Genomic DNA, 21,887 nt, shown 5'->3' with positions numbered 1-21,887 from the left:
GGAAGCGATTCTGCAGGCGCGCCAGCGGGAGAGTTCGTGCGGCTCACAAGGCCAAACGACGCCGAAGGAGCAACCGCCCCGGAAACTCTCAGGCAAATGGACCGCAGCGCGTGTCAGCACTCTGGAAAGCGTTTCTGCGGCTGGCAGGGACCACCGAAGGGGAAGGCTGGATATCGATCCGGCTAAGCTCTCAGGTAAACCCGACAGAGGGGGTATGGATCAGGGCTTCGTGGCGGAGCCTTGCGCCTTCTGTGCGGGGACGACTGATTTGAGCGACGAAGACATCATCGAGGAATTGCCGCTGGAAAAGCTGCCGCTTGACGGTTGGCATCGCGCGCGCGGCGCCCGGATGGTGCCTTTCGCCGGCTATGAAATGCCGATCCAATATGAGGGCATCGTCGCCGAGCACGATTGGACGCGCACCAGTGCGGGCCTGTTCGATGTCAGCCACATGGGCCAGCTGCTGCTCTCCGGCCCCGATCTGGATGCCGCAGTCGAGGCTGTCCTGCCGATCGATCTTGCCACCCTGAAAGTAGGCCAGCAGCGCTATTCCCTGTTGCTCGATGAAGAGGGCGGGGTGCTTGACGACCTCATGGTCTCGCGCTGGCCCGAGGCGCTCTACCTCGTGGTCAATGGCGCGACCAAGTGGGACGATATCGGGCATTTGCGCGAATACCTCCCCGACGCAATTACCCTCAATCACCTCGACGAACAGGCGCTGCTGGCCTTGCAGGGGCCCAAGGCGGCCGAAGCGCTCGCCCGCCATGCGACGGGCGAATACCCGCTCTCGGCGCTGACCTTCATGCGGTTCGGTCGGTTCCAGATCGCCGGGCATGATGTGACCATCGCCCGCGCCGGCTACACCGGCGAGGATGGTTTCGAAATCTCGCTGCCTGCAACTGGCGTCACTGAAATCGCGACGCTGCTGTGCGGCGAGCCCGAAGTGAAACCGATCGGCCTCGGTGCGCGCGACAGCTTGCGGATGGAGGCTGGCTTGCCGCTCTATGGGCATGACCTTTCGCCCGAAACTTCGCCGATCGAAGCGGGGCTGGTGTTCGGCATCAACAAGCGCCGCCGCAGCGACGGCGGTTTCCCGGGTGCGGAGCGGATCCTGCGCGAGATCGCCGAAGGCACCGCGCGCCGCTGGGTCGGGCTGTCGCTTGAAGGCCGCTTGCCTGCACGCGAAGGCGCGGAAGTGTATTCCGGCACAGCCAAGGTAGGCACGGTCACCAGCGGCGGCTTCTCGCCCACGCTGGGCCACCCCATCGCCATGGCCTATGTCGATGCAGCCCATGCCGAAGCGGGCAATGCGCTGGAAATCGAGGTTCGAGGCAAGCGCCTTGCCGCCACCGTCACACCCATGCCTTTTGTTCCACACCGCTATTATCGAGGGAGCTGATCTGATGCCGCGTTACTTCACCGATGAACATGAATGGATCGATGTCGAAGGCGAAACCGCCACGGTCGGCATTACCGATTACGCGCAGGAACAGCTGGGCGACATTGTGTTCGTGGAATTGCCCGCTGTCGGCACCAATGTTGACCAGGGCGGGGACGCCGCAGTGGTCGAAAGCGTCAAGGCCGCGAGCGACGTCTATGCGCCGATCAGCGGCAAGGTGATCGAAACCAACGAGAACCTCGAAGAAGACCCGGCGCTGGTGAACACCGATCCCGAAGGCGACGGCTGGTTCTTCCGCATGACCGTCGGCGACAAGGACGAGCTGGAAGGGCTGATGGACGAGAAAGCCTACAAGGCGTTTGTCGACAGCCTCTGACCTGCAAGCGAGAACTGAATAGATGCGTTACCTGCCCCTGACCAATACCGACCGAGGCGCAATGCTCAGCCGGATCGGCGTGCAATCGATCGATGATTTGTTTGTCGACGTTCCGGTTGAGGCGCGGCTCGATGGCCCGATCCGCGACCTGCCGCTGCATGCCAGCGAGATGGCGGTCGAGCGCCATATGCGCGCGCTGTCGAACAAGAACCTCAGCGCAGGTGACGCACCCTTCTTCATCGGGGCGGGCGCCTATCGTCACCACGTGCCCGCCAGCGTCGACCACATCATCCAGCGCGGCGAATTCCTGACCGCCTACACGCCGTACCAGCCCGAAATCGCGCAGGGCACGCTGCAGATGTTGTTCGAATTCCAGACGCAGGTGGCGCGGCTCTATGGCTGCGCGGTCGCCAATGCTTCGATGTACGATGGCTCGACCGCGTGCTGGGAAGCGGTGGCGATGGCGGGCCGGGTCACCCGCCGCAAGCGCGTGGTCCTGTCGGGCGCACTCCACCCTCATTACGCCGAGGTGGTGCGCACCATGGCAAAGTTCACCGACGACGAGATCGCCCACGCCGAGCCGGCGATCCAGCCGGCGCCCGACAATGCCGGGCTGATCGCGCGGATCGACGAAGAAACCAGCTGCGTCGTGGTGCAATATCCCGATATCCTGGGCCGGATCACGGACCTTTCCGAAATCGCCGAAGCTGCGCATGCCAAAGGCGCGCTGCTGGTGGTGGTAAACACCGAACCGGTGGCGCTGGGCGCGATCAAATCGCCGGGCGAAATGGGCGCGGATATCGTTGTGGGCGAAGGGCAGTCGATCGGGGTCGGGCTGCAATTCGGCGGGCCGTACCTCGGCCTGTTCGCGGTGCGCGATCCCAAGCATGTCCGCCAGATGCCGGGGCGGCTGTGCGGCGAAACCGTGGACGCAGAGGGCAAGCGCGGTTTCGTGCTGACGCTGTCCACCCGCGAACAGCATATCCGCCGCGAGAAAGCGACGAGCAATATCTGCACCAATTCGGGCCTGTGCGCGCTGGCGTTCAATGTGCACATGACGCTGCTGGGCGAGAAGGGCCTGCGCGCCCTGGCGGCGGAAAACCACCGGCTGGCCTGCCATGCGGCGGATCGACTGGCAAAGGTGCCGGAAGTGCGCGTGCTCAATGACGTTTTCTTTAACGAATTCACGCTGATGCTGGGCCAGGACGCGCGCACGGTCGTCCACCGGCTGGCGGAACGCGGCGTGCTGGGCGGGGTCTCGCTCGGGCGGCTTTATCCCGGGGTCGAGCGCCTGAGCGAAGGCCTGCTGGTCGCAGTGACCGAGACCGCTAGCGAGGAGGATATCGAGACCTTTGCTCTCGCTCTAGCGGAGGTGTTGGCATGAACGCGCCGAATTCATCAGGCTGGAAGCCGGAAATGACTCCCGCCAGCGGGCAGTCGGGCCCCGCAACGGTAACCGGCAATCGCGCGCTGATGCTGGAAGAACCGTTGCTGTTCGAGATCGGCCGCAAGGATGTGACCGGCGTCGACCTGCCGGAACCAGGCGCGAATTCGTCAGGCCGATTGGGCGGACTGGGACGGGCGGAACCGATCGGCCTGCCCGGCCTGACCGAGCCTGAAACCGTGCGCCACTACACCCGGCTGAGCCGCCAGAATTACGGTATCGACCTGGGCTTCTTCCCGCTCGGCAGCTGCACGATGAAGCACAATCCGCGACTGAACGAAAAAGTCGCGCGGATGCCGGGCTTTGCCGATGTTCACCCGCTGCAGCCGCAATCGACCGTGCGCGGGGCGTTGGAAGTCATCAACGAGCTGGCCGAATGGTTGATCAAGCTCACCGGCATGCATGGCGTCGCGATGAGCCCCAAGGCGGGCGCGCATGGCGAACTGTGCGGCATCCTGTGCATCCGCGCCGCGCTGGAGGCGCGCGGCGATGCGCGCGAGGTGGTGCTGGTGCCTGAAAGCGCGCATGGCACCAATCCCGCCACCGCCGCTTTTGCCGGTTATCGGGTCGAGAATATCCCCGCCAATGCCGATGGGCGGGTCGACCTGGAGGCGCTCAAGGCACGGCTTGGGCCCGATGTCGCCGCCGTGATGATCACCAATCCCAACACTTGCGGGCTGTTCGAACGCGACATGAAGGTGATCTCGGACGCGGTGCATGCAGCGGGCGGCTTCGTCTATTGCGACGGTGCCAACTTCAACGCCATCGTCGGCAAGGTACGCCCGGGTGACCTGGGCGTCGATGCGATGCATATCAACCTGCACAAGACCTTCTCCACCCCGCATGGCGGCGGCGGGCCGGGTTCCGGCCCGGTGGTGCTGTCCGAAGCGCTCAGCCCGTTCGGCCCGCTACCCTTTACCGCGCGGACCGAAGACGGCGTCGTCCACCTGGTCGAGGAAGAGGGCGCGGACAGCTTCGGCCATTCGCAGGCGTTCGGCCGGATGACGGCGTTCCACGGCCAGATGGGCATGTTCACCCGCGCGCTGACCTATATCCTCAGCCACGGTGCGGATGGGTTGAAGCAGGTGGCAGAAGATGCCGTGCTCAACGCCAATTATATCCTGCGCAGCATGGAAGACCTGCTCGATGCGCCCTTTGCCGCGAGCGGGCCGTGCATGCATGAGGCGCTGTTTGGCGACAAAGGCTTTGGCGGCGAACTGACCACGCTGGATCTGGCCAAGTCGCTGATCGACGAAGGCTATCACCCGATGACCATGTATTTCCCACTGGTGGTGCATGGCGCCATGCTGGTCGAGCCGACCGAGACCGAGAGCAAGGCCGCGCTGGACCAGTTCATCGCTGCCTTCCGCTCGCTGGCGGAGCGGGCGCGGGCGGGCGATGCAAGCATGAAGCAGGCGCCCTATTACGCGCCGCGCCGGAGGCTGGACGAGACGCTGGCGGCACGCAAGCCTAAGCTGGTGTGGGAAGACGCGCCGGAAAGTTGATCAGTCGCGCTGCACGGCCGGTTCTGCCGGGTCCTTGACAGGATCGGGCTGTGCGGCCGGATCGACCATGATCCGGATCTGCTGCAGGTTGAGGATCGCGACGTAAAAGCCGATCACCGCCAGGCTGCTTGAGCCCAGCACGGCAAAGGCTGCGCCCTTCGCACCATTCCAGTCGATCGCAGCGTCGAGTAGCACCAGCGCCAGTACGGTCGGCAGCGCCCGCACGATAAAGGCGGTGTGCGCCTTGCCCGCGGCGACCAGCAAGGATTCAAGGCTGGCCCCGACCAGCTCGACCGCACCCGCGATCGCCAGGATCACCATCGCCCAATAGAAGCCTTCGAATTCCGGCCCGGCGACGAAATTGAGGCCCCAGCGTCCCGCAAACAGCGCCACCAGCACCGCCAGCGCGCCGCCAATCAGCGCGATATTGGCCATCCGCCGCGCCATGGCGAGCGCCTCGTCACGGGCATGGACCAGCTCGGGATAGATCGCCTTGGACACGGTCTGGGCCAGCTGCACCAGCGCCTGCCCCAGCTGGCTTGCAACCCGGAAACCGCCTGCCAGCGCTTCACCGCCGAGCGATCCAACCATCAGGATCATCACCTGCTTGCCCGCGACATTGAGGCTGCCGGAAAGGTTGGTCGACCACACGAACCGCCAGGCGTCAGGATGCGCGCGCGGAATATGGCGCAGGCTGATGCGCGAGAGGTCGATCCGCTCATTGCGCGCAGCCACGAACCACAGCGCCAGCGCCACCGCCACTTCGGCGGCGGCCCATGCCATGATGAAGCCCGCTACACTGGGCATGAACAGCACAGCCAGCACCGCTCCCGCCGCCCGGATCGCGGGCTGGACAGCCTCGGCGGCGGTTGAGGTGCCGAACTTGAAGCGCAAGCGCAGCAGGCCAGTGGGCGTGCTGCGGATCGACAGGACGGAGACCACGCAATAGCCGAAAGCCAGCCACAAGAGGTCGCGCGGCAGCGGCAGCCACAGCGGCGCGGTCCACACCAGCACGGCAGCCAGGATCGTCCCCAGCACCACGGACAACATGTCGAGCGCGATCGCAAAGCCGGTGGCATCGGCCGGACCGTCACCATTGGCACCCCAGCGCACCACGAATTGCCAGGTCTGGAAATTGGCGAGGCCAGTCACCGCCTGCCCCAACGCCACGATCAGCGCGAAATAACCGAAGCCATCAAGCCCCAGCGTGCGTGTCGCCAGCGCCAGGTACAGCAGGCTCAGCAGGGCGTTGAAGCCGCGGCCCCCAAGCAACCAGCCGATATTCTGAAGCAGGCGTTTCATGGCGCGGCGGCAGGCTTAGCCCGCAGCGGCCTCTCGCTTGGCCAGCAGGCGTTCCGTAACTTCGAAGGTGCGCTCGTTGTCGACGTCGATCGCGAATTCCCCGTTCGACATCACGATCGGTACCATGTTGAAGCCGAAGCGGCGCGAGACCTGCGCGAAGATCTTTTCCTTGCTGCCCCAGCCGAAATAGAAGCGGATCAGGTTCATCCAGCCAAACGCCTTGGCGATGCGGCGCGGGAATTTCACGAATTGCCCGCCTTCGCGCATGATCTCTGCCGCGGAAAGCGCTTCGCGGGAGCCGATCCAATAGGTGTTGCAGTTGGAATAGCCGCCATCGGTGAATTCGTAGAACTTCTTCTGGCCTTCGGGATCGGCTGCCTGCACGTCTTCCTTGCGGGCGAGCGCGGCGGCACCGCCGGCATTGGCGGCCAGCGCCTTGTCGATGAATTCGGCATAGCCCGCGGCGGTAACCAGGCAATTGTCGGCAGTGGTGATCAGCAGCGGGAAGGTGGCGCCTTCGGCCCCCGAGAAAACGCTGTCGACGATGTTGAACTTGCCTTCCTTGAAGTGCAGGCGACCTTCCGCCAGCAACGCCTTGGCAGTGGGCAGCGTTTCGATCTCGTCGCTGTCATGAGCAACGATGTGAATCGCGTCGACCCGGTCGCACGCAGCGACTTCGCGCAGAACGCGCTCGATCATCGGCACGCCGCGCACCGGCACGACGCATTTCTGGGAAACTCCGGCACGCTGGGCGAGCGGATCGTGGATGCCGGAACGCTTGCCGGCCATGATCAGGGCTGTAACTTTCATCGCGGGGCGTTCCCTACGCTTCGATGCGTTTTGTGCAAGGGCTGTAATGGGCTTGTATTGGGATCAGGGGGCATGCAGGGCAAGGGCATGCGCATCATTTTCAGTCGAAAGGGGTTCGATAGTGCGGCGGGAGGCGGCCCTTCGCCGATCGTCGATGAACGCCCGCTGAGCCTGCCGATCCCCGCGGGCGCTGCCTCGCGCACCACTTATGGCGCCTTGGGGCTGGGCGAGCATGCCGCACGGGCGAGCAGGGGCAGGCTGGGGCCGGACGATTTGTGTCACCATGATCCGATGTTCACGGGTGCGGGCGAATGCCTGTTCGGCCAATGCGGTGCGGCGCAGACCCATCTTGAACGGCAGGGCGTGGGCCGGGGCGATGTGTTCCTGTTCTTCGGCCTGTTTCAGGATTTTGCCGGCGGCGGCGAGCCACACCACCGGATTTTCGGTTATCTCGAAGTGGAAGAGATTATCCCGCTGGCGGGCGGCGCGCCGCAAGAGCTGTTAGAAATCGCGCATCCGCATGCGCTGGCGATGCACCACGGGAATGACGTGATATGGCGCGGGCCGGGGCGGGTCGCTGCGCGCGCATCGGACGCATTGCGGCTGACGGTGCCCGGCGGACCGGTGACGTTGTGGCAAAGGCCCGAATGGCTGAAACGCGGCGGGCTGAGCTATCACGACGTGCCGACCCGCTGGCTGCGCGGCGGGCGCTTGCGCAGTGTCGCGCGCGGGCAGGAATTCGTCGCCGATATCGGGCGGCGTCAGGCTCCGCGCGAATGGCTCGCGCGCATACTGGACGAGATCACAGCGTCTTGATGATCGCGGAGAAATCGAGCTCGCCGTTTTCCTTGGCAAAGGCGTCGTAAAGCTCTTCCGCATGGCGCCCGAGCGGGGTTGAAGCGCCGGATGCCTGCGCCGCTTCCATCGCCAGCTTCAGATCCTTCAACATCAACGCGGTGGCAAATCCGCCTTGGTAGCCGTTGTCGGCCGGCGTGGTCGGCCCGACCCCGGCCACGGGGCAATAGCTGGTCATCGACCAGTTCTGGCCCGAGCTGACCGAGGAAATGTCATAGAATGTCTGCGGATCAAGCCCCAGCTTCTGCGCCATCTGGAAGGCTTCGCAAGTGCCGATCATGTGGATCGCCAGCAGCATGTTGTTGCAGATCTTGGCGGCCTGGCCATTGCCGATCCCGCCCGCATGGATCACCGCCTTGCCCATCGCCTGAAGGATCGGCTCCGCCGCCTCAAAAGCATGGATTTCTCCGCCAACCATAAAGGTCAGCGTGCCGGCATTGGCTGCGGCAATCCCGCCCGAAACCGGCGCATCGACCATCTTGTAGCCTTCTGCGTGCGCGGCATCGGCCACTTCGCGCGCGGTCGCGACGTCAATGGTCGAACAATCGATCAGGGTTGCGGCATGCGGCGTGTGGCCGATCACGTCATCGGTGTAGACGCTCTTCACGATCGCGCCATTGGGCAGCATGGTGACGACCGCTTCCACGTCTCGCACCGCATCGCGGATGTTGGAGAAGGTCTCGCACCCGGCCTCTTTGGCGCGGGCCAGCGCATCCTCGGACAGGTCGAAGGCGCGGACATGGTGCCCGGCTTTGACCAGGTTCGCGGCCATCCCGCCGCCCATATTGCCGAGGCCGATGAATGCGATTTTCATTTGGCTTTCCTATCCCACGCTCTGCGTATACGCACCCCAAGAATGGTGCCGAAAAATGATGTCAAAGTTGCCAGCAATACACCCAGCGCTAGTACTAGCCAATCGACGCTCCGTACTTGCGGAGGCAGACTGAACGTCGCTCCAAACGCCGATGAGGCAATCAAACTCAGCAACGCACCCGGTAGGACGTTCGACCATCTCCACCCACCAACGAACCCTAAAAGAAGGCCGAGAAGCGGGTAGATGACCGGGCTCATTACCGCCCCTTCCACTGGCCTTCGCGCTTCTCGATAAAGGCCGCCATGCCCTCGGCCTTGTCCTCGCTCGCGGTCAGGATCTGGAAGATGCGGCGTTCGACGATCAGACCCTGATCGAGCGTCATCTCGAAGGCCGAATTGACCATTTCCTTGTTCGCGATGGTCGCCATCGGCGGCATTGCAGCGATGGTCGCGGCGGTCTTGATCGTCTCGGCGATCAGCTCGTCATGCGGCACCACGCGCGCCACCAGATTGCTTCGCTCGGCTTCCTCGGCACCCATCATCCGCCCCGTCAGGCACATTTCCATGCTCTTCGACTTGCCGATCGCGCGGGTCAGCCGCTGCGAGCCGCCCATGCCGGGGGCAACGCCCAGCTTGATCTCGGGCTGGCCGAACTTCGCCTTGTCCGATGCGATGATGAAGTCCGCCATCATGGCGAGCTCGCACCCGCCGCCCAGCGCAAAGCCATTGACCGCGGCGATCCACGGCTTGCGGGTCTTCTTCACGATTTCGCTGGTCCAGGGCGCGAAGAAATCGTCGAGGTAGAAATCGGCCGCGGCCTTCTCGCTCATTTCCTTGATGTCCGCGCCCGCGGCAAAGGCCTTGTCGCCGCTGCCGGTCAGGATCGCGCACAGCTGGCTGGCATCGGCCTGATAGTCGGCAAAGGCCTCGATCAGATCGGTCAGCACCTGGCTGTTGAGCGCATTCAATGCCTGTGGGCGGTTGATCGTCAGCAGGGTGACGCCCTTCGTGCCGTGGGCATCTTTTTCGACGGTGATGGTTTCGTAACTCATATTCTTCTCCTGCATCGTCATCGCGAGGAGCCGCAGGCGACGTGGCGATCCAGATAGTTAGCAAGCTGGATTGCTTCGCTACGCTCGCAATGATGAGTCTCTAACTTGATAGCGGCACCCACTCTTCCCCCTCAGGCAAAGGGGCAAATATCTGATCGAGCAGCTCCTCGCTCACGCCTTCGGGGGTGGGCGGATCCCATTTGGGATCGCCGGTCTTGTCGACGATCACTGCGCGAACGCCCTCGGCGAAGTCGGGGCGGGTGAGCACGCGGCTGGCGATGCGGTATTCCATCCGCATATTGTCAGCGAAATCGGTGAGCTTCGCGCTTTCGGCCAGCTGGCGCAGCGCGACCTTGCAGGTCTGGGGCGACTTGGTGCCCAGCGTGTCACGTTCCTTCGCGGCCCAATCGGTATCGGCTGCTTCAAGGCTGGACAGGATATCTTCATAGCGGTCAGAGGCGAAGTGCTTGGCGATCTTGTCAGCATTGCCTTCGATCCGCGCCGGGGGCGGGGTTACGGAGAGCTCCGACAGGATGCCGGAAATCCGATCCGGGTGATCGGCGATCCGTGCCTTGGCTTCCTCAAGCTTGTCATGGGGCAGGTAATGCGTCGCAATCCCGGCCCAGAGGCATTCCGCCCCGTCGAGCCGCGCACCGGTGAGCGCCAGGAACTGCCCCAGCCGACCGACCAGCCGCGACAGGTACCAGCCGCCGCCGACATCGGGGAACAGGCCGATGCCGGTTTCGGGCATGGCAAAGCGCGTGTTCTCAGTCGCGACGCGGAACTTGCACGGCTGCGAAATGCCCACGCCGCCGCCCATGGTGATGCCGTCCATGAACGCCACGATCGGCTTTCCATAGCTGAACATCTGGTGGTTGAGCTGATACTCGTCGTGAAAGAACTTGCGGCCCGACACGCCGCCATCGTTCAGCGCGCTTTCGCGCAGCAGGTTGATGTCGCCGCCTGCGCAGAACCCGCGGCCCTCTGCATGGTCGAGGATGACAGCCTTTACCGCGTCGTCATTGGCCCACTCGCTCAATGCCGCGCTCATCGCATGGCACATCTCGAGCGTCAGCGCGTGCAGCGCCTTGGGACGATTGAGCGAGAGCTTGCCCGCCGCGCCGTCGGTTGAAATCAGCACTTCGTCTGTCATTGCCGCAACAGGTCCCGTCCCACGATCATCCGCATGACCTGATTGGTGCCTTCGAGGATCGAATGCACGCGCAAATCGCGCCAGAAGCGCTCAATCGGATATTCGCGTAGGTAGCCGTAGCCTCCGAACAGCTGCAGCGCATTGTTGACGACGTTCGATCCGCTGTCGGTCGCCAGCCGCTTGGCCATTGCGGAAAAGCGCGACTTGTCCGGCGCGTTGGCCGTGACCTTGCACGCCGCGAGGTAGAGCAGCGCGCGCGCCGCTTCGAGCTCGGTCGCCATGTCGGCCAGCATGAATTGCGTGTTCTGGAAATCGGCCACCGGCTGGTCGAGACTGCTTGCGTTCCTTGGTGTATTTGATCGCTTCATCCAGGCACCGCTGCGCCCCGCCCAGCGAGCACGCGCCGATGTTGAGGCGGCCGCCGTCGAGCCCGGCCATGGCGAAGCCGAAGCCTTCGCCTTCCGCGCCGACCCGGTTCGCCACTGGCACGCGGCAATCCTCGAAGATCAGCTGCGCGGTGGGCGAGGCATTCCAGCCAAGCTTCTTTTCCGGCTTGCCGAAGCTCAGGCCGGGTGTGTCTTTCTCGATCACAAGGCAGGTAATGCCCTTTGACTTGTGCTCGCCGGTGCGCACCATCACGACATAGATGTCGTTGAAGCCACTGCCCGAAATGAACTGCTTGGTGCCGTTCAAGACATATTGGTCGCCGTCGAGCACTGCGCTGGTCTTGAGCCCTGCCGCGTCGGAGCCTGAGCCCGGTTCAGTCAATGCATAGCTGGCGATGTGCTCCATCGTCACCAGCCTCGGCAGATAGCGCGCTTTGAGCTCGGCCCCGCCAAAGCGGTCGATCATCCACGCAGCCATATTGTGGATCGAGATATAGGCGGATGTAGCGGGGCAGCCATAGGCCATCGCTTCCATGATCAGCGCGGCTTCCAGCCGCCCCAGATTGATCCCGCCCGATTCCTCGGACACATAGATCGCGCCGAAGCCGAGTTCGCCGGTCTGCTGGATCACGTCGCGCGGGAAATGGTGCTTTTCGTCCCATTCGGCCGCGTAAGGCGTGATGTTGTCGGCAGTGAAGCGCTGCGCCATCTCCTGGATGGCCAACTGGTCGTCGGTAAGCTGGAACTGGTTCATCATGGCGCCCGCTCTAGCTTCGCGCGCGGCGAGAGAAAAGCCTCGGAAACGCTAGTCGGGCAGGATTGCTTCTGCCTCGATTTCGACTTTCCATTCCGGTCGACAAAGCCATGCTACGCCTAGCATTGTTGCTGCGGGCCGGGCCTCGCCGAAATAGCGGGCATGGACCGCCCCAACCGCATCCTGATCGGCCGAATCGGTCAGCAGCATGCGGGTACGCACGACGTCCTTGGCCGAACCGCCCAATTGCTCGATGGCAGCGACAATGATGTCGCAGCAGCGCGCCGCCTGTTCGGACACTCCCCCGGGCGTTGTCGAACCGTCCGGCTCGACCGGGCCGGTGCCCGCAACCACGATCCGGTTGCCGACCCGCACGGCCCGCGAAAAGCCGAATTGCGCCTCGAACGGCGAGCCTGAGGTGGCGTACTTCCGCTCCATCAGCCGCAGGTGATCTCGATGATCTTGCGCTTGTCGTCATAGCGCACGTTCACCCGGTCAGGGCGGTAGTCCATAGTCCAGGCCGAATTGGGCGCGCCCCAGCGCAAGGTCTGTGCGCCGCTTTCCTTGAGGATCGCTGCGCCCATCTGCTCCGTAGCGTCGTGGCCGATGTGGTATTGCGCCGGTGCTGCGTCGCAAACGCGCTCGGCAGCGGGCGGGGCTTGCGGCGCAGGCGTGCTTTCGGCGGCGCCATAGCTGCCACATGCAGCCAGTGAAATCGCAAGCAGTGGTGCCAGAAGCCTTTTCATGTTCGCCCTTCCAAATTAGATCTCTTATTGCGCTGGCGGCGATGAACCCTGCTTGACCACGCGCGTTTCGAACAGCCAGCTTACCATCGATGTCCCCATCCAGATAGGCGACAATGGCGGATCGATATCCTTCTCCCAGGCCATCGCCCCGGTCAAGGTTCCCCAGCTATAGGGCACATCGGGCATCGCCTCGCCGATCGCGTCGCGATAGGCCTCGTCCGCGGTGACGATGGTCCAGCCGTCGCGGCGCAACTCGGTCACCAGGTCGGCCAGGAACAGCGCGGCGAGATCGGTCTCGTGAAGCAGCAGCACATGTGCGGGCGAACGGCCCAGCGTGCGGCGGGCGAGCGCATCGTGATAGGCAACCCCGCTCAGCTGCGATTGCAGGTACAGTTTGCGCAGGGCCTTCATATCCATATCGCGCCCCGCCTTCTTGGCCTCGACGGTCAGCGCCTCAAGGTGCCAGTCGGACCCGTCTGCTGTGACATAACCGTTGCGCAGGCCCCTTGCGGCCAGCCCTGCGCGCACTGCGTCACGCTTGGCTTTGTCGTCGGCGCCTTCGTCGAGATAGGGAAAGCGGAACCACGGGCGGTATCCCTCGCGCCCGGCCAGCCAGCGCTCCGCCCGGTCGATATCGGCGAGGTATTCAAGAGCCGTGCTTTTGCTCAGATGCTTATGGCTGTGCGAATGGTTGGCGATCACATGGCCCGCCGCGACATAGGCGGCAACGTGAGCTTCGCCATTGGCGCCGTCAGGCGTTTCAAGCCGGCCCGGATTGACGAAGAAGGCGGCCTGCTCGACCTGCGCTTCACGCAGAGCGGCGATCAGGCGTTCGGTCCGTTCTTCGGGCGTGAAGAAGGCGCCCGCCTGCCGGGGGATATCGTCAAAGGTGAGCGCAATGCGCTTGTCATCCGCCTGGGCTGGGGGTGCAGCGCTCAGGGGGGCAGCCACCACTGCCAAGGCAGCGGCGAGCAGGGCAACCGCAAGGGTTCGGACGTACATCATCGCTGCGCTCGCTCCTCGGAAGGTCTGTGCCCCCGTCTAGAGCGCCCGAAGCGAACGGCAATCGGGCGGAAGATACTAGCCCATCGTCGGGATGATGAAGGCGTTGCTGCCGTCGCCGCCGCCGTCGGGCCAGCGCTGCGTGACCTTCTTGGTCCTGGTCCAGAACCTGAGGCCTTCCATGCCGTATTGGTCGATGTCGCCGAAGCCGCTGCGCTTCCATCCGCCAAAGCTGTGATAGGCCACCGGCACCGGGATCGGCACGTTGATGCCGACCATGCCGACATTGACGCGGGATGCGAACTCGCGCGCGGCATGGCCGTTGCGGGTGAAGATCGCGACACCGTTGCCGTACTGGTGCTCGCTGGGAAGGCGCAGCGCGTCTTCGAAGTCCTTCGCGCGGACAATCTGCAGCACGGGGCCGAAGATTTCTTCCTGATAGCTTTTCATCTGCGGGGTGACGCGATCGATCAGCGTGGGGCCGATGAAGAAACCTTTCTCGTAACCCTGCAAGCTGAAGCCGCGCCCGTCGATCACGATCTCGCCGCCCTCTTCCTCGGCGGTGGTGATCCACTGCTCGACGCGGGCCTTGTGCTCGGGCGTGACGACCGGGCCGTAATGGGCCTGCGCATCGGTGGACACGCCCACCCGCAGCGCGTTGATCGCCGGGATCAGCTTTTCACGCAGCTTGTCGGCGGTGTCCTCGCCCACCGGCACCACCACCGGCAGCGCCATGCAGCGCTCGCCCGCAGAGCCGAAGGCCGCACCCGCCAGATCGTTGACCACCTGGTCGAGATCGGCGTCGGGCATCACGATGCCGTGGTTCTTCGCCCCGCCAAAGGCCTGCACGCGCTTCGCGTTCGCCGTCCCGCGCGAGTAAATGTACTGCGCAATGTCGGATGAGCCGACGAAGCTGATCGCCGCGATATCGGGATGGTCGAGGATCGCATCGACCATCTCCTTGTCGCCATGGACGACCTGCAGCACGCCTTCAGGCGCGCCCGCCTCCAGGAACAGTTCGGCCAGCCGCACCGGCACACTGGGATCGCGCTCGCTCGGCTTGAGGATGAAGGCATTGCCCGCCGCGCAGGCCATGCCGAACATCCACATCGGGATCATCGCCGGGAAGTTGAACGGGGTAATCCCCGCGCCAATGCCCAGCGGCACGCGCATCGAATAGACATCGATGCCGGGGCCAGCACTTGGCGTGTATTCTCCCTTCAGCGCCTGCGGGATGCCGCAGGCATATTCGATAACTTCCAGCCCGCGCTGGATATCGCCATGCGCGTCTTCCACCACCTTGCCGTGCTCGCTCGCGAGCAGCTCGGCCAGCGTCTGCTTGTTGGCTTCGACCAGCCGCTTGAATTCGAACATCACCCGCGCGCGCTTTTGCGGATTGGTCGCCGCCCAGGCCGGTTGCGCCGCCTTGGCGGCCTCGACGGCCTTTTGCAGCAGAGCGGCATCGCCCAGCGCAACTTCCGCCTGTACTTCGCCGGTCGAGGGGTTCCACACCTGGTGCTTGCGGGCAGCGGCTCCGCCCGAACCGCCAACAATGAAATGATCAATCTGGCGCATTTTATTCCTCTCAACTGCCCGAATCTTTCCCGGTGCCTTAGCCGTGCTTCTGCGCGAAACCAACGGCTATGGCTGCAAGCGCCGCCATACTGCGCCTGCCGCCCGGCTTCACCTATCTGATTGACCACCTCAAGCGAATGCGGCAAAGGGCCGCGCGGCCGCAATGCGGGTGTAGCTCAATGGTAGAGCAGCAGCTTCCCAAGCTGACGACGAGGGTTCGATTCCCTTCACCCGCTCCAGCGCCGCGTACACCTTATGCACGCAACGTCAGCACGACTTGCAATCGCGCGTTTCCCTGGTCCTATCGAATGGTCTGTCGAGGCCAAGAGCTGCGCCGGTCATCCGTCTCGGCGATGCTCCAGGCCATTGCCAGAACAGCCATGCTCGCGATCGCCACCAATAGCGCCCCAGCAGAAGCTGACAGATCGCCCGAAAGCCAGTCCTGCCAGCCAGCATAGGCGATTGGGGATGAGCGAAGGCTGAGCCAACAGGTCGCCACTCCGCCCAGCGTCCCGATTGCCAAGGGCCAATCCTTGCGTCGCCGCCGGGCGGGAAGCTGTTCCATGACCGACAGGCTAAATCCGCCGTCGGCTACCGGCCCAGCGAACTGTTCGCGCAGAAGTTCGTCCAGAGCATCTTCGATTTCGTCACTCATGACCCAAGTTCCTCCTGTGGTGTCGCCTGCCAGTCGGCCAGCAGCGTGCGCAGCTTGGCCTTGCCGCGCTGCGTGTGAGATTTGACGGTGCCAAGCGGCATCGCCAGCACATAGGCGGCTTCATCATGGCTCAGGCCTAGCTGTACGACATGCAGCAGCACGACTTGCTCCGCATCGGACAGCTGGCGCATGGCGCGCTCGATATCGAGCCGCAGTTCGACCGTGGCGCGCGGCGATGTCTGCTGGTCGAGCGAGTTTTCCTGTGTATCGCGGGCTGTCTTGGGCAGGCTTCGACGGGCCTGCAGAAAGCAGGAATAGGCGATGCGGTAAAGCCAGGTGGAAAAGCGCGCTTCGCCGCGAAACTGGTGCAGCTTGCGCCATGCCAGCAGGAAGGTTTCCTGCGCGAGATCATCGGCCTTGGTCTCATCACCATCAAGCAGGCGCCGCAACTGGGCGCGCACCATGCCCTGGTGCCGCCGCACCAGTTGTTCGAACGCGCGTCGATCATCCGTCAGCAGCGCGCGCGCCACCAACGCATGATCGACTTGAGCCGCGCCCAGTGGAGAGCCAGCTGGCTCAGCCACGCATGTTATCGCGCCGGTTGAGCCACCAGCTCGCGAAATAGCCAAGGCCTGTCATCAGCGGCAACAGGCCAAGGCCCCACAGGCTGGCAAGGCGCTGCCCGTCGTGAAACTCGAACGGCAGGGCCACAAACATCGCCATCAGTCCAATGCCGCCCGCTATCAAGACAAGTGCCCGGCGCCGGTCAGCGTCGGAAGCATGCGGCTCGACCAGCAGGTCATGCGGCAATTCTATGCCCTTGTCCGCAAGCTGCAGGAGCGTGCGATAGCGCTCTTTCGTCAGTTCGGCGCGATAGCGCAGGAAGATCAGCAGGATCGCTACCGGCGTTAGCATGACCACGCCGGGAATAAAGAACATGACAAAGTCCATCAGTGTGACTCCGGAAGAAATTGTACGGATTTTCGTTGGTTATAACACAGGATTAGGGCTTCTGGCCCTGCGAGGCGAGCAGATCGGCGATGCGCTCGCTCAACAGCATGGCCGTCGGCGTATCCCCTTGGTTGCTGGTCACGGCCACCGCAGCACCGGTTTCCCAGACCATCGCAAGATTTGCGCTCATTCCGGGCGCGCCACCGGCATGGCCGCGGATATGACGGCCGTTCGACAGGCGATCGCCGAACCCGGCTGCATATTTGCCCGGACCCACCGGGATGCTATCGTCGAACATCTTATCCAACGTGGCAGGCCTGACCAGTTTCCCTCCTTGCAGCGCGCTGGCGAATTTCAACAGGTCCTCATTGGTGGAATAACCGCCGCCGGCCGGGCTGCCTTTGAAGGGCAGGGTCATCCAGTTGGCCTTCCAGGCGGTAGCAAACGTCCCTTCCTTGAAATAACCTGTCGCCAGCTTCTCCGTGATGTCTTCCTGGCTATCGAAACCGCTGGCGGTCATCCCTGCAGGCGCGAAGACATGGCGCTGGATGTAATCGAAATAGCTCTCGCCCGAGACATTCTCGACAATCCTTCCCAGTAATACGTAACCGGCATTGCTGTAACTCCAGTCTGCACCCGGCTCGAAAACCACGGGCTGGCGGGCAATCAGATCGAGATAGTCCGCCGGATTGACGAAATTTTCGCGGTTCTGGAAGAACTCGGGAACGAAGAAATCGCCCAGGCCAGCGGTATGGCGCAACAGCTGCCACACGGTGATTTTCGACGCAGTGGCCTGATCGGGATATTCCGGCATCACTTCGGCAAGCGAGGTCTCCCATTGCAGCTTGCCCGCTTCGACCAGCTGGGCAATCGCGACCGAAGTGAACATCTTGTTCATCGATCCGATGTGAAATTTCGTCGCATTGTCTGCTTTCACGCCGAATGTCCGGTCAGCCAGTCCGCGGCACTCGTCGAAGAAGGTGGTCGCACCATTCGAAATGCTCAGGCACCCCGAAAAGTCCGTTGTGCGCGCCAGCTGGTCCAGCGCAGCACCTGCCAGATGGGCTATTTCCGCCTGCGAGGCGCCGGTTTCCGGCCAGGCATCATACAATGCAGGATCGTCGATCGGCACCATGTCCACCATGGCCAGCTTTCCCGGTTGATCCGGGTCGGGCAGCAGCACCAGTGCCGCGAGTTGTCCGGTGTGGCGACCCTTGATGGTGACGACCAGCATTCCCGGCGGGCCTTGCGTCCGCGCATCGACAAAGTCGACCCCGCCGCTATCCCGGGCAGCAACGGCGAGCTGCTGGAGAAAGGTCGAACGCATCTCGGGGTCGAGCGATTCGGACAGCACACCTTGCGCCCATGCGCGGATGCTATCCGGGCTGTCGCTGTTGATATGCTCGATCAACGTCGCGCCAATCTCGCCCGTGGGCGTTTCCGGCATGGTCGTACTGATCTCGCCGGCGCTTGCCGATGTGCTGGCGATGGTGGCGGTGAAGGCGAGGAGCGGGGCCAGCAGTGTCGATGCGAACAGAGTGGGCCGGGTAGTAAGCTTCATGGTCGAAATCCCGATAGAGGCCAGATGGCGGTTGGAACTGATTTCGACCGGTTAGATGCGGCATCGGGCATATTTGGATGCAAGAAATTTCGCAGCCGGGTGCAAATCGGCAAATTTGCCCCGCCATCGGCGGGAATCCGCCCTCAAACGGGAGCGACGAACGGCCATCAGGATGGGAAGCCCTGCCGGTTGTTGGCCGGATTTCACCGCAGCAGGCGTTGCACTCCGGATCGCTCAGCTCTGCCGCAAACTTTCCATATCGATCACGAAGCGGTATTTCACATCGCTCGCTTCCATTCGTTCGTAGGCGTGGTTCACGTCCTCGATGCGGATAGTTTCGATCTCCGGCAGGATCCCGTGCTCGGCGCAGAAATCGAGCATCTCCTGCGTTTCGGCGAGCCCGCCGATCCCGCTGCCCGTCAGCACCTTGCGGCCCAACAGCAGCATCGAATGGATTTCCGGCAGCATGTCGATCACGCCCACCAGCACTTGAACCCCGTCAATCCGCAACAGCTGCAGATAGGGCGTGATGTCGTGCCGCACGGGAATCGTGTTGAGCACCAGGTCGAAATAGCCGGCCTTGGCCTTCATCGCGTCCTTGTCCGACGTGTTGAGGAAGGCATGCGCCCCCAGCTTTTCGGCGTCCGCGCGCTTGTCCTCCGTGCGGCTCAGCACGGTCACTTCCGCGCCCATCGCCGCCGCCAGCTTCACACCCATGTGACCAAGCCCGCCAAGGCCTGCGACCGCGACCTTGCTGCCCGGCCCGACCTTCCAGGTGCGCAAGGGGCTGTAGGTGGTGATGCCGGCACACAGCAGCGGCGCGGCTTCGGCCATAGGCAGGCCATCGGGCACTTTGAGCACGAATTCCTCGCGGCAAACGATCCGTTCGGAATAGCCGCCGTAAGTGGGAGTACCGTCGCGCCGGTCAGTGCCGTTATAGGTGCCGGTCATCCCGCCCTGCAGGCAATATTGCTCCAGGTCCTGGTCGCAATGTTTGCACTCCATGCAGCTGTCGACCATGCAGCCGATCGCCACCCGGTCACCCACCTTGTGCCGCGTCACCGCCTCGCCCACGGCCGCCACCGTTCCCACGATCTCGTGCCCGGGCACGATCGGATAGGTCGTGCGGCCCCAGTCGTTACGGGCGGAATGCAGGTCCGAATGGCAGATGCCGCAATGGCTGATGTCGATCAGCACATCGTCATCGCGCAGGCCCCGGCGGGTAATCTCGATCGGGCCGACGCCGCTATCGGGCGCGGTCGCGCCATAGGCACGGGTGGGATAGGCGTTGGTCTGGGTGGTCATTTGATTTCCCTCGCGGCTAGTTCGTCCTCATTGCATTCGGTCTCACGCCTCCGGGTGGGCGGCCTGACCGGCCGACGCGCAGTCGCGCTTTGGCTACCGCAACCAGGAGTATCCTTCATCACTTCGGCGGCATGCGGATCGCGCCGTCGAGCCGGAACTGGTGCCCGTTGATATAGCTGTTGCGCGCGATCTCGCAGATCAGCGAAGCGAATTCTTCCGGGTGGCCAAGCCGTTTGGGGAAGGGAACGCTTGCGTTCAATTGTGCCCACATCGCCGGATTGCGGTCCTTCATCCCCAGCATCAGCGGGGTGGCGAAGATTCCCGGCATCACCGAATTGACGCGAATGCCAAGGTCCATCAGGTCGCGCGCCATCGGCAGCACCAGCCCGTTCACCCCGGCCTTGCAACTGCCATAGATCACCTGGCCGATCTGCCCGTCCTGCGCCGCGACCGAAGCGGTGAGGGTGATGCAGCCGCGCTCGCCATCTTCGTTGAGCGGTTCGGCGTTCGCCATGCCCAGCGCCGAGATGGAGGCGACGCGATAGCTGGCGACGAGGATGCCTTCGGCGCCAAACGCGTAATCCTCGGTCGGCAAGCGCTTGTAGCCGCCCGTTTCCTTGTCCCAGCCCAGCGTCTTGCCGCGGCGGCTGGCCATGGCGCAGTGGACGGTAACCCGTTCTTGCCCGTTGGCGGCGCGCGCGGCGGCAAAGCCGGCTTCGACCGATTGCTCGTCCATGATGTCGACATGGTGGAAGGTGCCGCCGATCGCCGCGGCATGGGCTTCGCCATCCGCATCGTTGATGTCGAAGATCGCAACCTTCAGGCCCGCCTCAGAAAGCGCCTGCGCGCTCGCCCGGCCCAGCCCCGATGCGCCGCCCGTGACCACCGCCGCCATGCCCGGTTCGAGTTTCATTGCCTGCTCCCTTGCTCGTCTCGATTTGGTCCTGCTTAGGACGGTTTAGGGACAAAGATCGCCTGCGCAAATGATGCATGCGGGCGCCAACGCTGGCGGGGCGGCGAGCGGCTTGCTAGGCGCAGGCGATGGACGCCGCGCTGATCGCCTTTCTCGCCTGTATTGCGACCTCGACCGGTGGTCGCGCCGCGCGGACGTTGGGCGCGTTGGTGCAGGCGCATGGCCGGTCACCCGCTTTGCTCGTCACAGCTATTGCATCCAGCCTTGCTGCCACGGCGGTGATGGCGCTGCTCGGGGCGGAACTGGCGAGCCACGTGATCGGGCAGCCGCGCGGCTGGATCGTGGCCGGGGGGCTGCTGCTGGCGGCGGTGGAACTGGCGATTCCGGTCAGGCCAGTGCACCTGCAAGAGCCGACGCTTTCGCTGGGCGCGGCGGCATTGGTGCTGTTCGCCCGGCAGCAGCTCGACGCGCCGCGTTTGTGCGTATTCGCTGCGGCCGCTGCGCTGGCCGATCCGCTGCCCGCACTGGCTGGCGGCGGGCTGGCGAGCGTGGCGGCGATAGTTCTGGCATGGCTCTGGCTGGAAAAATTTTCGCAGCGTCAAAAATTATTTTATTTCATACGCATGGTGCTCGCCGCAATATTGCTCGGGGCAGCGCTATTGATCGCTTCGATTGCTCCATGATTGGCATTTCGATCGACTAGTTCGATCAAAGTGGCCAGCTATTCCCGGAACAAAATCGGGCCTCGATGCATTATATAACTGAACATTCACGAAGCCGCGAACCCTGCATTCGGCGGGTCGATCGCAGGCTGCAACCCCGAAAAGGAGCCTCCGCACATGCTGGACCCTAACAACAATTCGATGACCGCCCTCAACGTTGAAATCAACGCCCTGCTGGCCGATCACTTCGCGCTTTATCTGAAGACGAAGAACTTCCACTGGCACGTGAAGGGCCCGCGCTTCCGCGACCTGCACCTGCTATTTGACGAGCAGGCGATCGAGATTCGCGACCAGATCGATGCGATCGGCGAGCGGGTGCGGAAGAATGGCGGCGACACGCTGACCTCGGTCGGCGCGGTCGCAAAGCACACCCAGATCAAGGACCAGGACAGCACCACGCTGAGCGCGGAGGACATGATCGCGGGATTGCGCGATGATAACCGCAAGCTGGTCGAACGCCTCAAGGGCATGAAGCAGCTCGCTGAAGATGCAGGCGATAACGCCACCGATGGCTTGATCGATGACTGGACCGACATGGCCGAAGAGCGCGTCTGGTTCCTGAGCTCGCTGCTCGAGAACTAATTTACCGCAGGCTCACTGCGTGACGA

General features: G+C 63.5%; 22 protein-coding genes, 1 tRNA gene, 1 pseudogene and 1 riboswitch. Of the genes and pseudogenes, 8 read left to right on the top strand and 16 right to left on the bottom strand.

All coding sequences use genetic code 11. The features are described from left to right. Positions 1–14: 14 nt before the first annotated feature. Positions 15–114, top strand: a riboswitch (glycine riboswitch). Positions 115–268: 154 nt separating this feature from the next. The 4 genes from gcvT to gcvPB are packed head-to-tail and all read left to right on the top strand — an operon-like array spanning position 269 to position 4,724. Next, a complete protein-coding gene (gcvT, locus tag G6N82_RS05870; RefSeq protein WP_241255211.1) occupies positions 269–1,399 on the top strand; it encodes a glycine cleavage system aminomethyltransferase GcvT in 1,131 nt (376 codons plus the stop codon). A 4-nt stretch (positions 1,400–1,403) separates the two neighbouring features. Further along, positions 1,404–1,775 carry a glycine cleavage system protein GcvH gene (gcvH, locus tag G6N82_RS05865; RefSeq protein ID WP_165194670.1) on the top strand — a complete coding sequence of 124 codons (372 nt, stop codon included), beginning with the start codon at positions 1,404–1,406 and terminating at the stop codon, positions 1,773–1,775. Between the two features lie 22 nt (positions 1,776–1,797). Further along, positions 1,798–3,159, top strand: coding sequence for an aminomethyl-transferring glycine dehydrogenase subunit GcvPA (gcvPA, locus tag G6N82_RS05860; RefSeq protein ID WP_165194668.1), 1,362 nt, complete (start codon positions 1,798–1,800; stop codon positions 3,157–3,159). Beyond that, on the top strand, positions 3,156–4,724 hold the full coding sequence (gcvPB, locus tag G6N82_RS05855) for an aminomethyl-transferring glycine dehydrogenase subunit GcvPB (RefSeq protein ID WP_165194666.1): 1,569 nt from the start codon (positions 3,156–3,158) through the stop codon (positions 4,722–4,724). The genes gcvPA and gcvPB overlap by 4 nt, the downstream gene beginning before the upstream one ends. On the opposite strand, the gene G6N82_RS05850 is transcribed toward gcvPB, so the two are convergent. Both G6N82_RS05850 and G6N82_RS05845 read right to left on the bottom strand, forming a co-directional pair. After that, a complete protein-coding gene (locus tag G6N82_RS05850) occupies positions 4,725–6,026 on the bottom strand; it encodes a lipopolysaccharide biosynthesis protein (protein ID WP_165194664.1) in 1,302 nt (433 codons plus the stop codon). Positions 6,027–6,041: 15 nt separating this feature from the next. Continuing rightward, positions 6,042–6,836 carry an NTP transferase domain-containing protein gene (locus G6N82_RS05845; RefSeq protein WP_165194662.1) on the bottom strand — a complete coding sequence of 265 codons (795 nt, stop codon included), beginning with the start codon at positions 6,834–6,836 and terminating at the stop codon, positions 6,042–6,044. A 72-nt stretch (positions 6,837–6,908) separates the two neighbouring features. On the opposite strand from G6N82_RS05845, the gene G6N82_RS05840 reads away from it, so the two are divergent. After that, on the top strand, positions 6,909–7,652 hold the full coding sequence (locus G6N82_RS05840; protein WP_241255210.1) for a hypothetical protein: 744 nt from the start codon (positions 6,909–6,911) through the stop codon (positions 7,650–7,652). Here G6N82_RS05840 and mmsB read toward each other — a convergent pair. The 8 genes and pseudogenes from mmsB to G6N82_RS05800 form a co-directional block, all read right to left on the bottom strand. Next, complete coding sequence (gene mmsB, locus G6N82_RS05835; protein WP_165194657.1) at positions 7,639–8,505, bottom strand: 3-hydroxyisobutyrate dehydrogenase; 867 nt, start codon at positions 8,503–8,505, stop codon at positions 7,639–7,641. The genes G6N82_RS05840 and mmsB overlap by 14 nt on opposite strands. Positions 8,506–8,761: 256 nt before the next feature. Next, on the bottom strand, positions 8,762–9,556 hold the full coding sequence (locus tag G6N82_RS05830) for an enoyl-CoA hydratase-related protein (protein WP_165194654.1): 795 nt from the start codon (positions 9,554–9,556) through the stop codon (positions 8,762–8,764). 100 nt (positions 9,557–9,656) lie between these two features. Next, a complete protein-coding gene (locus tag G6N82_RS05825; RefSeq protein ID WP_165194651.1) occupies positions 9,657–10,709 on the bottom strand; it encodes an enoyl-CoA hydratase/isomerase family protein in 1,053 nt (350 codons plus the stop codon). After that, positions 10,706–11,852: pseudogene (locus G6N82_RS05820) on the bottom strand (acyl-CoA dehydrogenase family protein). The gene G6N82_RS05825 and the pseudogene G6N82_RS05820 overlap by 4 nt, the downstream one beginning before the upstream one ends. 48 nt (positions 11,853–11,900) lie before the next feature. Next, positions 11,901–12,287, bottom strand: a complete 387-nt coding sequence (locus G6N82_RS05815) for a RidA family protein (RefSeq protein ID WP_165194648.1) — start codon at positions 12,285–12,287, stop codon at positions 11,901–11,903. Beyond that, a complete protein-coding gene (locus G6N82_RS05810) occupies positions 12,287–12,595 on the bottom strand; it encodes an I78 family peptidase inhibitor (RefSeq protein WP_165194645.1) in 309 nt (102 codons plus the stop codon). Before G6N82_RS05810 ends, G6N82_RS05815 begins: the two co-directional genes overlap by 1 nt. Before the next feature lie 24 nt (positions 12,596–12,619). Further along, positions 12,620–13,600, bottom strand: coding sequence for a polysaccharide deacetylase family protein (locus G6N82_RS05805; protein WP_241255209.1), 981 nt, complete (start codon positions 13,598–13,600; stop codon positions 12,620–12,622). Between the two features lie 75 nt (positions 13,601–13,675). Next, positions 13,676–15,172: a CoA-acylating methylmalonate-semialdehyde dehydrogenase gene (locus G6N82_RS05800; RefSeq protein ID WP_165194643.1), complete on the bottom strand. Its 1,497-nt coding sequence runs from the start codon at positions 15,170–15,172 to the stop codon at positions 13,676–13,678. A gap of 165 nt (positions 15,173–15,337) precedes the next feature. Between G6N82_RS05800 and G6N82_RS05795 the strand changes: the two genes are divergently transcribed. Then, a tRNA-Gly gene (locus G6N82_RS05795) sits at positions 15,338–15,411 on the top strand. 62 nt (positions 15,412–15,473) lie between these two features. On the opposite strand, the gene G6N82_RS05790 is transcribed toward G6N82_RS05795, so the two are convergent. From G6N82_RS05790 to G6N82_RS05765, 6 genes are all read right to left on the bottom strand, one after another. After that, positions 15,474–15,827 (bottom strand): DUF5056 domain-containing protein, encoded by a 354-nt coding sequence (locus G6N82_RS05790; protein WP_165194641.1) that lies wholly within the window; start codon positions 15,825–15,827, stop codon positions 15,474–15,476. After that, positions 15,824–16,411 carry an RNA polymerase sigma factor gene (locus tag G6N82_RS05785; RefSeq protein ID WP_165194639.1) on the bottom strand — a complete coding sequence of 196 codons (588 nt, stop codon included), beginning with the start codon at positions 16,409–16,411 and terminating at the stop codon, positions 15,824–15,826. Before G6N82_RS05785 ends, G6N82_RS05790 begins: the two co-directional genes overlap by 4 nt. After that, positions 16,404–16,766 (bottom strand): DUF6249 domain-containing protein, encoded by a 363-nt coding sequence (locus G6N82_RS05780; RefSeq protein WP_206520306.1) that lies wholly within the window; start codon positions 16,764–16,766, stop codon positions 16,404–16,406. The genes G6N82_RS05785 and G6N82_RS05780 overlap by 8 nt, the downstream gene beginning before the upstream one ends. A gap of 64 nt (positions 16,767–16,830) precedes the next feature. After that, on the bottom strand, positions 16,831–18,339 hold the full coding sequence (locus G6N82_RS05775; protein ID WP_206520305.1) for a serine hydrolase domain-containing protein: 1,509 nt from the start codon (positions 18,337–18,339) through the stop codon (positions 16,831–16,833). A gap of 234 nt (positions 18,340–18,573) precedes the next feature. Continuing rightward, entirely contained in the window at positions 18,574–19,644 is a 1,071-nt protein-coding gene (locus tag G6N82_RS05770; protein WP_165194634.1) for an NAD(P)-dependent alcohol dehydrogenase, read from the bottom strand. Positions 19,645–19,762: 118 nt separating this feature from the next. Beyond that, positions 19,763–20,557 (bottom strand): SDR family oxidoreductase, encoded by a 795-nt coding sequence (locus G6N82_RS05765; RefSeq protein ID WP_165194632.1) that lies wholly within the window; start codon positions 20,555–20,557, stop codon positions 19,763–19,765. 128 nt (positions 20,558–20,685) lie between these two features. Between G6N82_RS05765 and G6N82_RS05760 the strand changes: the two genes are divergently transcribed. Further along, entirely contained in the window at positions 20,686–21,240 is a 555-nt protein-coding gene (locus G6N82_RS05760) for a hypothetical protein (protein ID WP_165194630.1), read from the top strand. 156 nt (positions 21,241–21,396) lie between these two features. After that, positions 21,397–21,861 carry a DNA starvation/stationary phase protection protein gene (locus G6N82_RS05755; RefSeq protein WP_165194628.1) on the top strand — a complete coding sequence of 155 codons (465 nt, stop codon included), beginning with the start codon at positions 21,397–21,399 and terminating at the stop codon, positions 21,859–21,861. Positions 21,862–21,887: the final 26 nt, after the last annotated feature.

The organism is Altererythrobacter sp. BO-6 (assembly GCF_011047315.1).
In the GTDB taxonomy this organism is placed as follows: Bacteria; Pseudomonadota; Alphaproteobacteria; order Sphingomonadales; family Sphingomonadaceae; genus Erythrobacter.
This window is presented reverse-complemented; position numbering and strand designations above follow the sequence as displayed.

Bases quoted from the DNA above. Each gene is read 5' to 3' on its own strand.
- gcvH (WP_165194670.1), top strand. From the start codon at position 1,404: ATGCCGCGTTACTTCACCGATGAACATGAATGGATCGATGTCGAAGGC.
- gcvPA (WP_165194668.1), top strand. From the start codon at position 1,798: ATGCGTTACCTGCCCCTGACCAATACCGACCGAGGCGCAATGCTCAGC.
- gcvPB (WP_165194666.1), top strand. From the start codon at position 3,156: ATGAACGCGCCGAATTCATCAGGCTGGAAGCCGGAAATGACTCCCGCC.
- G6N82_RS05850 (WP_165194664.1), bottom strand. From the start codon at position 6,026: ATGAAACGCCTGCTTCAGAATATCGGCTGGTTGCTTGGGGGCCGCGGC.
- G6N82_RS05845 (WP_165194662.1), bottom strand. From the start codon at position 6,836: ATGAAAGTTACAGCCCTGATCATGGCCGGCAAGCGTTCCGGCATCCAC.
- G6N82_RS05840 (WP_241255210.1), top strand. From the start codon at position 6,909: ATGCAGGGCAAGGGCATGCGCATCATTTTCAGTCGAAAGGGGTTCGAT.
- mmsB (WP_165194657.1), bottom strand. From the start codon at position 8,505: ATGAAAATCGCATTCATCGGCCTCGGCAATATGGGCGGCGGGATGGCC.
- G6N82_RS05830 (WP_165194654.1), bottom strand. From the start codon at position 9,556: ATGAGTTACGAAACCATCACCGTCGAAAAAGATGCCCACGGCACGAAG.
- G6N82_RS05825 (WP_165194651.1), bottom strand. From the start codon at position 10,709: ATGACAGACGAAGTGCTGATTTCAACCGACGGCGCGGCGGGCAAGCTC.
- G6N82_RS05815 (WP_165194648.1), bottom strand. From the start codon at position 12,287: ATGGAGCGGAAGTACGCCACCTCAGGCTCGCCGTTCGAGGCGCAATTC.
- G6N82_RS05810 (WP_165194645.1), bottom strand. From the start codon at position 12,595: ATGAAAAGGCTTCTGGCACCACTGCTTGCGATTTCACTGGCTGCATGT.
- G6N82_RS05805 (WP_241255209.1), bottom strand. From the start codon at position 13,600: ATGATGTACGTCCGAACCCTTGCGGTTGCCCTGCTCGCCGCTGCCTTG.
- G6N82_RS05800 (WP_165194643.1), bottom strand. From the start codon at position 15,172: ATGCGCCAGATTGATCATTTCATTGTTGGCGGTTCGGGCGGAGCCGCT.
- G6N82_RS05790 (WP_165194641.1), bottom strand. From the start codon at position 15,827: ATGAGTGACGAAATCGAAGATGCTCTGGACGAACTTCTGCGCGAACAG.
- G6N82_RS05780 (WP_206520306.1), bottom strand. From the start codon at position 16,766: ATGTTCTTTATTCCCGGCGTGGTCATGCTAACGCCGGTAGCGATCCTG.
- G6N82_RS05775 (WP_206520305.1), bottom strand. From the start codon at position 18,339: ATGAAGCTTACTACCCGGCCCACTCTGTTCGCATCGACACTGCTGGCC.
- G6N82_RS05770 (WP_165194634.1), bottom strand. From the start codon at position 19,644: ATGACCACCCAGACCAACGCCTATCCCACCCGTGCCTATGGCGCGACC.
- G6N82_RS05765 (WP_165194632.1), bottom strand. From the start codon at position 20,557: ATGAAACTCGAACCGGGCATGGCGGCGGTGGTCACGGGCGGCGCATCG.
- G6N82_RS05760 (WP_165194630.1), top strand. From the start codon at position 20,686: ATGGACGCCGCGCTGATCGCCTTTCTCGCCTGTATTGCGACCTCGACC.
- G6N82_RS05755 (WP_165194628.1), top strand. From the start codon at position 21,397: ATGCTGGACCCTAACAACAATTCGATGACCGCCCTCAACGTTGAAATC.